General features: G+C 44.0%; 9 protein-coding genes. 7 read left to right on the top strand and 2 right to left on the bottom strand.

Features of this window, described 5'->3' with window-relative positions; translation table 11 throughout:
* The first annotated feature begins 72 nt into the window (after positions 1-72).
* The 5 genes from BM176_RS06025 to BM176_RS06005 are packed head-to-tail and all read left to right on the top strand — an operon-like array spanning position 73 to position 8,687.
* Positions 73-1,401: a sugar porter family MFS transporter gene (locus tag BM176_RS06025; RefSeq protein ID WP_090100592.1), complete on the top strand. Its 1,329-nt coding sequence runs from the start codon at positions 73-75 to the stop codon at positions 1,399-1,401.
* A 12-nt stretch (positions 1,402-1,413) separates the two neighbouring features.
* Entirely contained in the window at positions 1,414-2,307 is an 894-nt protein-coding gene (locus BM176_RS06020; RefSeq protein WP_090100590.1) for a PfkB family carbohydrate kinase, read from the top strand.
* Between the two features lie 43 nt (positions 2,308-2,350).
* Complete coding sequence (locus tag BM176_RS06015) at positions 2,351-5,431, top strand: SusC/RagA family TonB-linked outer membrane protein (RefSeq protein ID WP_090100588.1); 3,081 nt, start codon at positions 2,351-2,353, stop codon at positions 5,429-5,431.
* 21 nt (positions 5,432-5,452) lie between these two features.
* A complete protein-coding gene (locus BM176_RS06010; RefSeq protein ID WP_090100586.1) occupies positions 5,453-7,171 on the top strand; it encodes a RagB/SusD family nutrient uptake outer membrane protein in 1,719 nt (572 codons plus the stop codon).
* A gap of 25 nt (positions 7,172-7,196) precedes the next feature.
* Entirely contained in the window at positions 7,197-8,687 is a 1,491-nt protein-coding gene (locus BM176_RS06005; protein ID WP_090100584.1) for a glycoside hydrolase family 32 protein, read from the top strand.
* A 521-nt stretch (positions 8,688-9,208) separates the two neighbouring features.
* Here BM176_RS06005 and BM176_RS06000 read toward each other — a convergent pair.
* On the bottom strand, positions 9,209-11,266 hold the full coding sequence (locus tag BM176_RS06000) for a M13 family metallopeptidase (protein WP_090100582.1): 2,058 nt from the start codon (positions 11,264-11,266) through the stop codon (positions 9,209-9,211).
* A 153-nt stretch (positions 11,267-11,419) separates the two neighbouring features.
* Here BM176_RS06000 and BM176_RS05995 point away from each other — a divergent pair, with 153 nt between their 5' ends.
* Together BM176_RS05995 and BM176_RS05990 are read left to right on the top strand one after the other, a co-directional pair.
* Positions 11,420-11,947: a hypothetical protein gene (locus tag BM176_RS05995; protein ID WP_090100580.1), complete on the top strand. Its 528-nt coding sequence runs from the start codon at positions 11,420-11,422 to the stop codon at positions 11,945-11,947.
* Positions 11,948-11,956: 9 nt separating this feature from the next.
* The gene (locus tag BM176_RS05990; RefSeq protein WP_177230312.1) at positions 11,957-13,213 is read left to right on the top strand and encodes a replication-associated recombination protein A; all 1,257 of its coding nucleotides are present in this window, start codon (positions 11,957-11,959) and stop codon (positions 13,211-13,213) included.
* 212 nt (positions 13,214-13,425) lie between these two features.
* Here BM176_RS05990 and pbpC read toward each other — a convergent pair whose 3' ends face one another.
* Positions 13,426-15,813 carry a penicillin-binding protein 1C gene (gene pbpC / locus BM176_RS05985; protein ID WP_090100576.1) on the bottom strand — a complete coding sequence of 796 codons (2,388 nt, stop codon included), beginning with the start codon at positions 15,811-15,813 and terminating at the stop codon, positions 13,426-13,428.
* Positions 15,814-15,824 lie beyond the last annotated feature (11 nt).

The raw sequence follows: 15,824 nt of genomic DNA, 5'->3' as shown, positions 1-15,824 counted from the left end.
GGAATAGGTGCTATATAGCAATCCATCCTTTAGGGAAAGTAATAGGTTTGAAGCTCAAACAGATTCTACGTTATGAACAGCAAAATTGTGTTCTTCTGGGCTTATGTGGTAGCCACAGGTGGTTTTCTCTTCGGTTTTGATACAGCGGTTATCTCAGGAGCTGAGCAATCCATTCAACAATACTGGCATTTAACAGAGATGCAACACGGGTTCACTATATCTATTGCATTGATAGGAACGGTGATTGGTGCTTTGAGTGGTAGTCTGCCATCAGACAAACTAGGGCGTAAGACGACACTTATAATAGTTGCCATCATCTATTTGCTGTCTGCCTTAGGTACGGGGATGGCGGCTAACTGGTATTTCTTTTTAGCCTGCCGCTTTATAGGCGGACTGGGTGTGGGAGCTTCTTCTGTCACCGCTCCTGTTTACATTTCAGAGATTGCACCTCCACATTACCGCGGGCGTATGGTAGGGCTTTTCCAGTTCAACGTTGTATTCGGAATATTGATCTCCTACTTTTCTAATTATCTGATCGGGCAAACCGGTGAAAATTCCTGGCGGCTGATGTTAGGCATTCAGGCAGTACCGTCAGCCATATTCCTGGTGTTATTGCGCTGGGTGCCAGAAAGTCCGCGCTGGTTACTGTTACAGCAAAATAAAGAAGCGGCGGCCACTGCTATCCTGCAGATTATTAATCCCACCAGCTTCCGGGAAGATATCCTTACTATCCGGCAATCACAACAGCAGTCTGCCTCTGGTGTACCAAAGGAGCGGCTGTTTTCTGCGCGATATCGTACTCCCGTTATGCTGGCCGTATTATTTGCCATTTTCAACCAGGTATCAGGTATTAATGCCATTATATATTATGCTCCCCGCATTTTTGAAATGTCTGGGTTAGAGGCTGATTCTTCAAGGCTTTCTACTGTGGGAATAGGTATTGTGAACTTTATATTTACCCTCACGGCCATGCGTTTCATTGACAGAATAGGTCGCCGGCAACTGATGTTTATAGGTACAATCGGCCTGATTGCCACACTGGGCCTGGTAGCGATCTCTTTTTACATGCATTCAGGCGGTATTGCGGTAGTATCTTATCTGCTATTTTACATCGCCTTTTTTGCCTTCTCACAGGGAGCAGTCATCTGGGTATTTATTTCAGAGATCTTTCCTACGCAGGTACGTGCGAAAGGGCAAACCCTGGGTAGTTTTACGCATTGGATCATGGCAGCCATCATTGCTTTTACATTTCCTTACCTCGCCAGCCATATAGGGAGCGGGCATATCTTCCTGTTCTTTACCATAATGATGGTGCTTCAGCTATTCTTTGTATGGCGCTGGATGCCTGAAACCAAAGGGAAAACGCTTGAACAGATTGAGGTAACCATGATCATGCATTAAAGAATCACAGCTATGATAAAACATAACATTGTAAGCCTGGGAGAAATACTGTGGGATGTACTACCCGATAAGGAACTGCCGGGTGGTGCTCCGCTGAATGTAGCATACCACCTGCAAAAACTGTCACAGCGAGTAGCGGTTGTATCCAGTGTAGGGCTGGATAGTCACGGACAACGGTTGCTTCAGCTCATGCAACGGCAGCAACTCATCACAGACTATATCCAGCAGGATCCTGTTTATGCTACGGGTAAAGTATATGCCCGGATGGATGAGCATAATGATATGCAATATGATATTGTACATCCGGTAGCATGGGATCACATTACCTGGAATGCATCACTTGAAAATCTGCTGCACGATGATGACCTGCAGTATATGGTGTATGGTACACTGCTGGCACGTAATGTTGTATCACGTAATGCACTCAGTAAAGCATTGCAATCCAGGGCCAGGAAGGTATTGGATATTAACCTGCGTGCTCCTTATTATTCAAGGGAAGTGCTTGAATGGTTAATACTGAGTTGCGACCTGCTGAAGTTGAATATTGCCGAGCTGGAACTGATCAGTTCCTGGTATGGCAATTATGCCACCAATGAAGAACGGATCATAGCTCTGGCTAACCACTTTAGTGTAACAACCATTATAGTAACATTAGGTGGCGCGGGATGTATGGGGTACATACAGGAGCAGTTTTATTATCAGGCCGGACAATCCATTAAAGTTGCTGATACGATTGGCAGCGGGGATGCGTTCCTTGCCGGATTTCTTAGCTGTCAGATTAATCAATGTACACCGGAATACAGTCTTGCATATGCCAATGCATTGGGGGCGCTGGTAGCGTCAAAGTCAGGCGGTTGCCCGGAGTATGATATAGCCGAAATAACGACAATGGCACCGGTTTTTTAGTAAGCGTGTCATGTATATATTCCATTCAATTTAAAGCTACGTTATGAAAAATGTCTTCTATCTCTTGCCTTTACTGCTATTTAATTTCTTCGCAGCAGCACAGCAAAAAACAATTACAGGTACAGTTATCAGTCAGCAGAACAAAACCCCTTTACCGGGAGTAACGGTACAGGCAGGCAACAATCACACTATTACCAATGGCACGGGGCAATTTACCATTTCGGCCGCTCCGGGGGATGTGCTTACCTTCTCTTATATCGGAATGAAATCCTTCACACAAAAAGTGGAAGATAATAGGACCGTATTATCTATCCGGATGGAAGAGAATGCAACGGAATTGAACCAGCTAATAGTTACAGGTTATCAGACGCAGAAGAAGGCCGACCTTACCGGGGCAGTAGCAGTTGTAAATGTGAATGAGATAAAAAACATTCCATTGGGGAGTCCGGTAAAAGCTTTACAGGGACGTGTTCCCGGCGTATTCATTACTACAGATGGTAATCCTAATAGCAGTGCTACTGTAAGGATCAGGGGAATTGGCACCCTCGGTAACAATGATCCGTTGTATGTGATTGACGGGATCCCTACGAAAAGAGGATTGCAGGAACTGAACCAGAATGATATTGAATCCATACAGGTGCTGAAAGATGCTTCTGCGGCTACTATTTATGGTTCACGAGCAGCAAATGGGGTGATCATCGTTACTACCAAAAGAGCAAAGAGTGGATATAGCCGTATTAATGTAGACGCCTCTTCTTCTCTTCAATATTACAATACCAAATTAAAAACATTGAATACTGATGGGAGGGGAAAAGCCTACTGGCGTGCGGCTGTAAATGACGGTGCCAATCCGGATAATAACCAGATTTATCAATACGACTGGAATGGTGATTATACGAATCCGGTGCTCAATAAAGTAATACTGCCGGAATATATTGATGCTGCCAAAACGATGAAACCTGCGGATACTTATTGGTTTGATGAAATAGCACAAACATCTCTGTTGCAGGCATATAATATCTCTCTGGCAAATGGTGGTGAAAAGGGTAATTCTTTTTTTTCTTTAGGATTATATAACAATAAGGGCATAGTAAAAGAAACAAATCAGCAGAAGATCACGGCCCGCTTTAATACGGATTATTCCTTTTTCAAAGGCCGGTTAAAGATAGGGGAGAATTTTTCTGTTACCTATACTAAAGATGCGTTGGTGCCTGCAAGTGATATTCTGTTTGCAGCGCTGGTACAGCAACCTGTTGTACCCGTGCATACTGTGGATGGTGGCTGGGGTGGGCCGGCACCCGGTATGACGGACAGGCAAAATCCTGTAAGGCTTATTGAAGACAATGCGCAGAATAAAAGTAATTTTGCACGATTATTTGGTAATGTATATGCTGATCTGGAAGTGATTCCCGGACTGCATTTAAAAACCAGTTACGGTATAGATTACAATGGTACTTATCAGCGCACATTACGGAAATCTTATACTTCCGGTTTCCTGTCTGATAATACCAATTATTCCCAGACATCTCAGGACTATAATGGTAACTGGGTGTGGCAGAATACGCTTACCTATAATTTAGCAATGAGAAAAAGTAAGTTTGATTTCCTGTTGGGTGAGGAACAGATTAAATATATGGCGCAGAATTTTACTGCCAGCAGACAAGGATATGCACTGGAGAATATTGATTATGCTTACCTGAATGCAGGATCTTCGAATAAGGATAATAGTGGTACCGGTAGTGGTTATACTTTATTATCTTATTTCGGTAAAGTCAATTATTCCTACGATAATAAATACCTCGCATCTGTTACATTGCGCCGGGATGGTTCTTCCCGTTTTGGTAAGGATAACCGGTTTGGGATGTTCCCGGCTTTTTCACTTGGTTGGCGCCTGAGTGAAGAGTCATTCATCAAATCAAATCTGCCTTTTGTATCTGATCTGAAATTGCGCTATGGTTGGGGCAAGAATGGTAACCAGGAAATTGCCAATAATGCTACTTATACTTTATACTCCGCTATTTATGGTATAGATCCTACATGGGATTTTGACAGCGGTAGTGCCTATGATCTGAGTGGCGCAGGCACTGGTCAGCTTTCTTCCGGTTATACACTTATACAACAGGGGAACTCTTCCCTGAAATGGGAAAGCACGGATGAATCAAACTTCGGGATGGATTTCGGATTATTCGACAATCACCTGTCCGGCTCTGTAGATTATTTTATCAAGAAGACTTCAGACATACTGATCAGTCCTGCTTACCTGGCAGTGATCGGGGAAGGCGGAACAAAGTTCGTGAATGGTGCATCCATGCAGAACAAGGGTATCGAAGTATTATTGTCTTACAATGGTAAGATCACGCCGGATCTGTCATTGACTGTTACGGGCAATGTGGCTACCTATCGTAATAAGATCACTAAACTTCCTCCGGAGGTACTTACATCTTATCCTGGCAATGGACAGGATAAAAACATCCTGGGTCGCTCTGTTAATTCAACATTCGGTTATGTAGCAGATGGCCTTTTCCGTACACAGAAAGAGGTAGATGATTATGCTACCCAGCTTGGCAAAGGACTTGGCCGTATCCGCTATAAAGATCTTAACGACGATAATGTAATTGATGACAAGGACCGTGATTATATTGGTAAGGGAGATCCTGATTTTATCTATGGACTGAATATATCGGTTGAATACAAACATTTCGATCTTACCTTCTTCCTGCAAGGGGTACAGGGTATACAGGTATACAATACCTATAAGACGTATACAGACTTTTCTTCTATATGGACAGGTACTAACTGGGGTGCACGTACGCTGGATGCATGGACGGCAGAAAATCCAAATTCTTCTATTCCTGCTTTAACACTGGTAGACCGTAATAACGAGAACAGGACATCTACCTATTTTCTGGAATCAGGTTCTTATCTGAAACTCAGGAACCTGCAACTGGGATATAATTTCCAGCATGTGTTCAGCAAGAAACTGCAAACAGCAAGGGTGTATATACAGGGGAGCAACCTGCTTACATTGAAGAGTAAATCTTTCACCGCTACAGATCCGGAGAATCCTAATAATGCCTATCCCATACCGGTTATAGGTACTATTGGATTAAACCTGTCCTTCTAAGAACCAGTTAATATTACAACAATGAAACACGTTATATATATACTCATATTTTGCTGCCTGCTGCTGGGAGCCTGCAGCAAGTTCCTGGATCAGACACCACAGGCAGTTATTTCCGGCGATGCACTTAACACACCGGAGAATGTAGAGAAAATGGCAACAGCCGCTTACGCTGCCTTAGGTAATGATCACTATACAGCACCTTATTCCAGTATGTGGCCCTATGGTAATCTGCGTAGTGGTGATGCTTACAAGGGAGGGGATGGTACCGGTGATATCAGTGAATATCATTTCTATGAGAGCTTTTCACTGAACCGGATCGATAACAGTTCATCTGACCTGGTATGGTTTCGCCTGTATGTGTGCATCGGTCGTGTGAATGACGCGTTGGCACGCCTGAATAATATCAGTAAGGAAGTGTATCCAAATAAAGTAACCCGTCAGGCAGAAATGCATTTTCTCAGAGGGCATTATTATTTCCTGTTGAAAGTACTGTTCAAATATGTGCCTTATATAGATGAGAACATTGCAAAGGAAAGTTATGATACTGTTTCCAACAGGGCTTATACTAACGATGAACTGTGGACAAAAATCGCAGATGATTTCCATTTTGCTGCTGACAGTTTGCCGGAAACGCAACCTGAAATAGGCAGAGCCAATAAATATGCGGCAAAGGCTTACCTGGCTAAAACCTTGTTGTACCAGGCATATAAGCAGGATGAGAACAATGCAGTTGTCAGCATTGACGCCGCGTTGCTGCAACAGGTGAATTCCCTGAGCGATGAGGTGATCAATTCGGGTAAATACCAGCTGGATGCTGACTTTGCAAATAACTTTTTATCAGCCTATCAGAATAGTACAGAATCTGTTTTTGCCATTCAGTATTCCCAGAACGATGGTACACCTAAAGGTCGCCTCGACTATGGACATGCGTTGGATTATCCCATGAACCGGGATTATGGCTGCTGTGGTTTTCACTCACCTAGCTACAACCTGGTGAATGCATTTAAAACAGATAATAATGGTTTACCCGAGTTTAACACATTCAATGATACGAATGTAAATACGGAGAGTGATTTCCATACCTATACATTTGATCCGCGTCTGGATCATACTGTGGCCATTCCGGAACATCCATATAAATACGATCCCACATTTATCTACAAACGCTCATGGGCACGTGCACCGGATGTATACGGTGGTTATTTAAGTCTGAAAGAAGCCGTACTGCCTGATGATGCCAGCTTTCTGAAAGTACCGCCATTCATGTCCAGTTCAAAGAACTGGGACATTATCCGCTTTGCAGATGTACTGCTGTTTAAAACGGAAAGTCTCATAGAACTGGGAAGACAGGATGAAGCGCTTCCGCTCATTAACAGGATCCGTGAAAGGGCAGCAGCCAGCACCGGCTTATTGAAACAACCGGACGGGTCTTTTACATCCAACTATAAAATAAGTACTTATCAGCCAGGCATCAACTGTACCTGGACACAGGATTTTGCCCGGCAGGCATTACGCTGGGAACGTCGCCTGGAATTTGCAATGGAAGGTTATCGTTTCTTTGATCTTGTACGATGGGGCATTGCCGCAGAATATCTCAATGCTTATTTTACGGTAGAGAAAACACGAAGCGCGCATCTTGAAGATGCTAAATTTACTAAGGGAAGAGATGAATACCTGCCTGTTCCTTTGAACCAGATAAATTTTAGTAAAGGATTATATAAACAGAATACCGGCTGGTAACATTATTCTATAAATTCAACTTGTTATGAAGAAAAAGCTTTTATCCATTTTACTGACAGGCATACTGCCCGTTTTATTACAGGCTCAGGATCAGCCTGCTCCTACTCCGCAATGGCGACCAGTGTATCATTTCACGCCAGCTAAGAACTGGACCAACGATCCTAATGGGCTCATATATTTGAACGGAGTGTATCACCTCTACTATCAGCATAACCCTTATGAAAACAAATGGGGACACATGAGCTGGGGGCATGCTACCAGCAAGGATCTGCTGCACTGGGAACATTTACCAATTGCCATCCCTGAAAAGGAAGAAAAGGATACCACCACATGGATCTTTTCGGGCTCTGCAGTATTGGATGAGCAGAATACCAGCAACTTTGGGAAAAATGCAATAGTGGCCATCTATACGGCAGACCAGCCAAAGCAGCAGAAAGAATCACAATTTATTGCTTATAGTACTGATGGCGGACTTACCTACACCAATTACCCCGGTAACCCGGTCATAGATATTCACCGACCGGACTTTCGCGATCCCAGTGTTATCTGGCTGGAAGAGCAGCATAAATGGCTGATGACAGTCGCCGTTCCGGAAGCACGAAAAGTGCAGTTTTATACCTCATCTAACCTGAAGGAATGGGAGCTGTTAAGTGAATTTGGTAATCAGGGAGATATCCGGAAAATATGGGAATGTCCTTCTTTAACACCAATATTTGTAGATGGTGATCCTGCAAAGAAAAAGTGGTTGCTGATGGTTTCTTCCGGTAATCAGGATGCAGCTACCGGAATGCAATATTTCGTTGGTGATTTCGATGGTAAGACCTTTAAGAATGATAATCCTGCTGATAAACAGTTATTTGTGGATTATGGGCGTACGTTCTATGCTGCTATTCCCTATAACAACCTTCCGGATAACAGGCAAACCATGCTAGGCTGGCTGATGCCTTTTGAAACGGGTACATACCCCTGGCGTGGACAGATGTCCATTCCGCGTGACTTATTATTGAAATCAACTCCAAAAGGGATTCGTTTGTACCAGCAGCCTTCTGAGGTATTATATGCGAGTCTTGACAAATTACCTGCTGCGAACAAACTACTAAAGAAGAATATCACCATTAGCAAGGAGTTAACTTTAGGCACTGCAAAAAGTTTTAATACGAACACTAATTGGATAGACGCCACATTTACCCCTGGTACAGCGCAGAGCTTTGGATTTAAAGTAGCACAGGACAAGAATGGAAATGAAGTGACAGTAGGATATGATATACAGCGTAATGAATTATTTATCAGAGAGAAAGGTAAGGGAGATACTATATCGTTGCCGGTAAGATCAAGCGATAAGGTAAGGTTACAGATTTTGTTTGATAAATCTTCCCTTGAAGTATTTGTAAATGGTGGAGAGACAGTGTTTACTACCTTATTATTCCCTGAAAAAGAGGCTACAGGGTTAGCCGTTTTTGCAGAAGGAGGGAATGTACAACTTGATTCACTGAAAGTATGGAACCTGAGTAAGTGATCAATATATTTTAAATAAAAGCGCCTGTATCGTGCTATGATACAGGCGCTTTTATTTTTGGCGCCTTATGGAGATAGTTGTTTAAGCAATTCTCCTCCCCTTCATTTATCATCTTTTCCTATAGTAAGCTTTGGGGCAGATCTTTTCTGTCATAAAGTGTATAACTATTCATGACTAGTACAAATTTCCAGTGTCTTCGGGGAGGGGGCGGGACAAGTTCCAGGTTTGATAGGGGTTTAGTAGGTGTTAGGCAGGGGTTAAGATGGGGTTAGTTTGACTCGAGTCAAACTAACCCCATCTTAACCCCTGCCTAACAGCAGTGTAAAGTGCAACGCACTACTAACTGTCCTAAATGACTATAGTGCAACTTTCAAGGCAATTTGTACTTAGAGAAGATTGTTTTTATAGGGAAAAATAAAAGCTGGTCAAAAATGACCAGCTTAAATACTTTAATTCCGGGCTTTGTGTTCCAACATGGAAAACAAGCTCTTTGTATATATATTATCCAATAACTCCTATCCTTACCAGATCACTACACGGGCACTATCTGGAAGTACCATTTTATTACCTGGAGTACCTGCCCATGCATCAGCAAATTCTTTCAGGTGAGGCAGCGGACCATTAATACGGTCTCTTGCCGGCGAGTGAGGATCGGTCTGTACCTGGTTCCGAAGTGCAGCCTCTGTGCTGTTGCCATGCCATACCTGTGCCCAGCCCAGGAAGAAACGTTGTTTCCAGTTATATCCATCAATAAGTGCTGGTTCAGGTTTACCTTTCAGAGATTTTGCCAGTGCATAGTAAGCCAATGTAAGACCTCCCAGATCGGCTGTGTTTTCACCGATGGTAAGTGCACCATTAATGTGGAAGCCTGGCAATACTTCGATACCGTCAAAATACCGAACATATTTATTAGACAGGGCCATAAAGTTTTTACGGTCTTTGTCAGTCCACCAGTTCTTCAGGTTACCATCTGCATCGAATTGAGAGCCCTGATCGTCAAAACCGTGGGTGAATTCATGACCTATTACAGCAATGATACCACCGTAGTTGATTGCGTCATCTGCATTAGCATTGAAGAAAGGGGGTTGCAGGATACCAGCAGGGAATACCACTTCATTATTCAGCGGATTGTAGTAAGCATTTACTGTTTGAGGAGTCATACCCCATTCTGTTTTATCGACCGGTTTGCCGATTTTATCCAGAGCTTCTTTATGAGAGAAATGGCTGGCAGAAACGATGTTTTCTATCAGCGTAGCTGGTTTTATGTCGATGGTAGAATAGTCTTTCCATTTATCAGGATAACCGATCTTGTAGGTGAAGGACGCCAGTTTTTTATGGGCCATCTTTTTAGTGGAATCGCCCATCCAGGTAAGAGCATCTACTCTTTCTCCGTAAACGGTGCGTACGTTTTCGATCATCTCAGATACTTTCTGTTTGGAACTTTCAGGGAAATATTTCTTTACAAAGAGTTTTCCCAGAGGCATACCCATTGTACCATCAGTAGCACGGATAGCGCGTTCGAGACGTGGTTTCTGAGCCTTTGTGCCACGCATTACGGTCGCAAAGAAATGGAAGTTCTCGTTGTCTATTGGTTTAGGCAGGTAGCTGGCAAAGTGAGAAAGGGTTTGCCAACGCAGCCAGGTTTTCAATGTTTCGAGCGGAGTACTTTTTAACAGGGCGGATGCGCCTTGCAGGTAAGCCTTATCCTGAATGATCAGTGTATCAGGTTTGATCCCCTGGATGTCTGCAAAAGCATCCCAGTCAACGGCTGGTGCCAGTTTTTTCAGTTCACTGAAGGGGGCCTTGTTGTAAGTTTTAACCGGGTCGCGCAGCTGTACATTAGATAGCTGGATCTTAGCCAGTTTGGTTTCAAAATCAAGGATCGTTTTACCAGGATCGGCATCTTTAAATCCTGCCTGGTTGAATTGTTTATTTACGTGAGTCACAAATTCGCTCCGTACATTCACTGTGCTGGAGTCTTGTCTTTCGTAGTAGCTTTTTTCGCCAAGACTAAGGCCATCCTGGCCTTCATACACCGCATTCATTTTACTGTTGCGGGCATCGGCATCTACACCAAAGCCAAAAGGAGCGGATATCCCGATGTTTTGCAGATCGCCGGAAACTTTGGCCCAGTCTGCCAGTGACTGGATACCATTAATCTTATCCAGGTAAGGCTGTAATGGTGTAATACCCAGCTTCTCGATGGTAGCTGTGTCCAGGAAAGAACGGTAGAAGTCAGAGATTTGCTGTTCTTCAGTGCCTTTCTTCAGGTCTTTTTGTTCTGCCAGGGAGAGGATGATGCCTTTCAGGCGAACTTCCTTGTTTTGTTTGTCCAGTACATTAAATGCGCCCCAACGGCTTTCTGTAGAAGGAATGGGGTTATTCTTCTTCCAGTTGCCATTAACAAATCCGTCAAAGTCATCACAGGGTTTAACTGTTGAATCTATTGAACTTACTTCAAAGGCCGGAACTTTGGTCGAATCCGCCCCTGCCTGCTGCGTGGTGCTGTTGTTGTTGCAGGCAGCCATAAGGGTTACGGCAGCCAACAACGGTAGTTGTAAAGCGTGAATGCTCTTCATAAAATAAACAGGTTTAGATTTTAAAGATAGCTAAAACAGTGCATCCGCGGCGTTTACAGGAAAGGGTTTTTGACAAACGGCGTTTTGCAGGGGCCGACAGTGGGTGATTTGCCTACTGTTTAGTAGGTTTGTAGTCGTTAAAACGGAAATTGCATGACCTTTAGCTTTAAAATATTCAGAGCGCTTACCAGTATCAACTTGTTTTTTTCAGGTTTCTTTTTGATGATGTTATTAATGACATTACTGAGTGGAGCTGTACAGGTGTTGATATTCTTAGTTTTATTAGGTGCGGTTTTCATTCACGCCATCCTCTCATTATACCTGCAAAAGAGTCTGCTTGATAAGTCTATGTCTCTGAAGGAAAGTACGCCGGGCGGTATTTACATCATGGGCGGAGTGGCACTCATTTATGCCGGGATCCTTCTTGTTAGCTGTATCGTATTCGTGTCTAATCATGACATGGTAATGGCAGAGATGGCAAAACAGCTGAAACAATTACCGGAAGATCAGCAGCAACAGGTAACTCCTGGTATGATTAACAGCATGATGAATGCTATTATGGCCTTCCTGGGCTTCTTTGGTGTGATTATCGTGGCAAACATCCTGTTGTCATTCAACTTCCTGAAACAATGGAAAGACAGGGAGAATACAACAGACATTGATATTAATACTGAAAGTTAAATTTTAATAATGGAACCATTAGCAGAGCGGTTAAGACCGGACACATTGGATGAGCTGGTGGGACAGGAACATCTCACCGGCAAGGATAGTATTCTGCGCACTGCGATACAGCAGGGAAAGATCCCCTCTATGATCCTGTGGGGACCTCCTGGTGTAGGAAAAACCACGATTGCTAATATTATTGCACATACCCTGGACGTGCCTTTTTACACGTTGAGCGCTATCTCTGCCGGTGTTAAGGAAGTTCGGGAAGTGATAGAAGTGGCCCGTAGACAGGGGCATGCGGTATTGTTCATAGATGAGATCCACCGGTTTAATAAATCGCAACAGGATGCTCTTTTAGGGGCTGTGGAAAAGGGAATCATTACCCTGATAGGTGCTACTACAGAAAATCCTTCTTTTGAAGTGAATGCAGCATTGTTATCCCGTAGCCAGGTATACGTATTAAAACCATTGGGAGAACCCGAGTTGTTACTATTGCTTCACCAGGCAATGGAAAAGGATGAATGGCTGGGGAGCAAGAAAATAGAACTTAAAGAAACCACTGCGTTATTTAATATTTCCGGAGGAGATGCCCGTAAACTGCTGAACCTTTTTGAACTGGTGGCTAATACCCTGCAGGAGTATCCTATAGTAGTGACCGACCAGAAGGTAATGGATATTGCACAGCAACGGGTGGCTATTTATGATAAGTCGGGCGAACAGCATTATGATATTATTTCGGCGTTTATAAAATCCGTGCGGGGGAGTGATCCTAATGCTGCTGTGTATTATTTAGCGCGAATGATAGAAGGAGGGGAAGATGTGAAGTTCATTGCCCGCAGGCTTGTTATTTTAGCATCCGAAGATATCGGGAATGCGAACCCTAATGCGTTGTTATTAGCTACGAGTGCCTTTCAGGCAGTAACTATGATTGGTTATCCTGAAGCTCGTATCATACTTTCTCAGTGTACCACTTATTTAGCTTCTTCTCCGAAGAGTAATGCATCGTATATGGCCATCAATAATGCGATGTCTGTTGTGTCTAAGACAGGAGATCTTTCCGTACCGATGCATATACGTAATGCTCCTACGAAAATGATGAAGGAGATGGGGTATAACAAAGGATATGAATATTCCCATGATCATGAGAATAACTTCTCTGCACAGGAATACTTACCTGATGAAATCAGAGGGGCCAAATTGTATGATCCCGGCAGGAACCCACGGGAGGATGAGTTGAGGAAGTATCTGAAAGCATTGTGGAAGGAGAAGTATGGGTATTGAATTTATGTATGCCTTGATTGCTATTGGTCATAAATACACTGCATCTGCCTGTTTAGTTTATTAATTTAACTTTGGAATAAGAATAAGATTAATTCCCTGATTATACTTCACCTGATTATCACGGCAGATAAGGTGTATTTATGACCAATAGCAATCCCGCACCATCACAATAGATATGGTGTATTCCCTTTATCAATAGCGGACAAGTGTATTTATTGATTATTCTCTTTCTTCTGCAAAATCTCAAATGCTACCTGTACTTCCTCTCCTTGCTCATCTACCAGTGTAATAGTATGTTTACCTGCTGCGGGATGTAATGCCATCTGGTGAAATTCTGTTGTGGTACCGATATACGTATTGTCCAGATGCCAGAAGATTTTAGCGTTAGTATTCCGGTGTGTTGCTGTGAAGATTGCTTCCCCAAGTGAACCGTCAATTTCTACAGGAACATAGATACGTGCACCAGGCCGCGGATAGATGATCTCCATTGGTGCTTTGTCCTGATTCAGTGTAGCAAGGCATTCCTGTTTATATGGGGGTAAGGGTTGGTAGTTATGCTTGGAGCGATAGTAAAATTCCATAGCAGGTGGTAATACAAACCACGGTACATGTTGCATCTGCGAAGGTGCTTCACAGTTAGCCGTTACTCTCCACTGACCCGTATGATCAAGATGTACCAGCTGATGATAAGGACACAAGCCACTACGCAAGCCATTCACCGGTACCCAGAGGGAATCTTTATCAGGGCAGATATCGCTGGCTCTGTAGCCGCTTTGCCGGCATACTTCCACTTTTCGCAACTTGTTGTAAGGAGTGTTGAACCAGCCTTCTGTATGTAATAACCTGAATACATCAAAGAGTACCGGCGCTGCGGTAGACACACCTACGAGGCCGGGACGGCCTTCTCCGTCAGCATTACCTACCCAGATACCTACTACGTATTGCGGTGTTACCCCTATGGCCCATCCGTCGCGGAAGCCAAAGCTGGTGCCTGTTTTCCATGCGATACGCTGGGTGGAAGAGAATTGCTGCCATAACAGTTCTTCGCCGGGGCGCATTACTTCTTCCATTGCCTGGAATGTGTACCAGATAGCACCTGCATCCAGTACGCCGTAAGGGCTGGGAGTATATTTAGATATGCGCTTCAGCCCTTCCTGGTAGTTAGGCGGATGAATATCATCAAGGTCGTATTTGCCTTTGTATTGATCCAGGTGTAATAATGTACGAGCCATGCTGGCGTACATGCCTGTCATTTCCCAGAGGGTGGTTTCCCCACCGCCGAGTATCATCGAAAGACCGTAGTGGTCCGCTGGTTGATTGAGGGTGGTGATGCCCATTTTTTTCAGCAGTGCATGGAAGCGTTCGTAACGGTATTGTTGAAGCATGCGGACTGCCGGAATATTCAATGACCGCGACAAAGCTCTGCTGGCTGCCACTGCTCCATCATAACCCAGGTCGAAGTTCTGCGGACTGTACCCTGCTATTTGTGTAGGGATATCCGCTACGAGCATATGAGGTAGCAGCATTCCATCATTGAGCATTGCTGCATATAATACAGGTTTCAAAGTACTGCCCGGACTGCGGGGGGCCTGGATCACATCTACATGGCTTTCCATTTCCGGGTTCTCCGGGTGATAGATATTACCTACGTATGCTAATGCGTTACCAGTTTCTACATCCAGTACGATGGCCGCTGCATTGTTGATGCCATTGGATTTGTAGATATTATGATAGCGTTCTACTATGTTGGTTACATTTCTTTGTAGTGCAGCATCCAAGGTGGTTTTAATGCGGGTGCTACCTTGTTTGTAATCACGCCGGAAACGGTCGAGTAAATGCGGAGCGTCCTGTGGTAATGCCTTTGGCTGATCGGGCAACGGTTCAAGCTTTGACAGCTGACAGGTAATGCTATCGATCACGTTTGTATGCCATAACCTGTTGAGCAGCTGATTGCGTTTAGTCAGCAGCGTTTGCCTGTTGCGGCCAGGGTGTACCAATGCGGGACTATTGGGTAATACTGCGAGTGCGGCGGTTTCTCCCCAGGATAGTTGTGTAGCACCACGTCCGTAATACCGCCATGCAGCAGCTTCCAGTCCTACTACGTTACCGCCGAAGGGCGCATTCCCTGCATAGAGTGATAAAATAGTTTTCTTGGAGTTGGTGAATTCCAGCCGGGTAGCCATTACAGCTTCTATCAGTTTTTGCCAGATAGTACGGGGCTTATTGCGCGAAAGGCGAATCACCTGCATGGTGAGTGTACTGCCTCCACTAATTACTTTATGTTGACGGAAGTTTTGTCGTAATGCCCTGCTGAGTGCCAGCAGATCTACTCCCCAGTGATAATAAAAACGTTTGTCTTCGTAGGCAACAATGCATTTTGCAAACTTATCCGGAACGGGTTTGTCTATGGGAAACCTCCATTGACCATCAGTAGCTATGGTGGCATTTAAAAGCTCACCGTTACTGTCTTCTATTACGAAAGAAGTAGGGGTGGTAAAGAGGCGGGAAGGAATGCAGAAAATATACAGTAATAGTAAAAAAGTGGCGGCTGACAGCCACCACTTTTTATTATAAATCCATTTTTTAAATCGTAACCACATATTATTTCACA

Origin of the sequence: Chitinophaga sp. CF118, assembly GCF_900112615.1 — a bacterium.
Taxonomy (GTDB): Bacteria; Bacteroidota; Bacteroidia; order Chitinophagales; family Chitinophagaceae; genus Chitinophaga.
The sequence above is the reverse complement of the archived record's forward strand: the minus strand, read 5'-3'. Positions and strand labels throughout refer to the sequence as shown.

Coding starts and splice junctions, on each gene's coding strand:
- BM176_RS06025 (WP_090100592.1), top strand. CDS start 73: ATGAACAGCAAAATTGTGTTCTTCTGGGCTTATGTGGTAGCCACAGGT.
- BM176_RS06020 (WP_090100590.1), top strand. CDS start 1,414: ATGATAAAACATAACATTGTAAGCCTGGGAGAAATACTGTGGGATGTA.
- BM176_RS06015 (WP_090100588.1), top strand. CDS start 2,351: ATGAAAAATGTCTTCTATCTCTTGCCTTTACTGCTATTTAATTTCTTC.
- BM176_RS06010 (WP_090100586.1), top strand. CDS start 5,453: ATGAAACACGTTATATATATACTCATATTTTGCTGCCTGCTGCTGGGA.
- BM176_RS06005 (WP_090100584.1), top strand. CDS start 7,197: ATGAAGAAAAAGCTTTTATCCATTTTACTGACAGGCATACTGCCCGTT.
- BM176_RS06000 (WP_090100582.1), bottom strand. CDS start 11,266: ATGAAGAGCATTCACGCTTTACAACTACCGTTGTTGGCTGCCGTAACC.
- BM176_RS05995 (WP_090100580.1), top strand. CDS start 11,420: ATGACCTTTAGCTTTAAAATATTCAGAGCGCTTACCAGTATCAACTTG.
- BM176_RS05990 (WP_177230312.1), top strand. CDS start 11,957: ATGGAACCATTAGCAGAGCGGTTAAGACCGGACACATTGGATGAGCTG.
- pbpC (WP_090100576.1), bottom strand. CDS start 15,813: ATGTGGTTACGATTTAAAAAATGGATTTATAATAAAAAGTGGTGGCTG.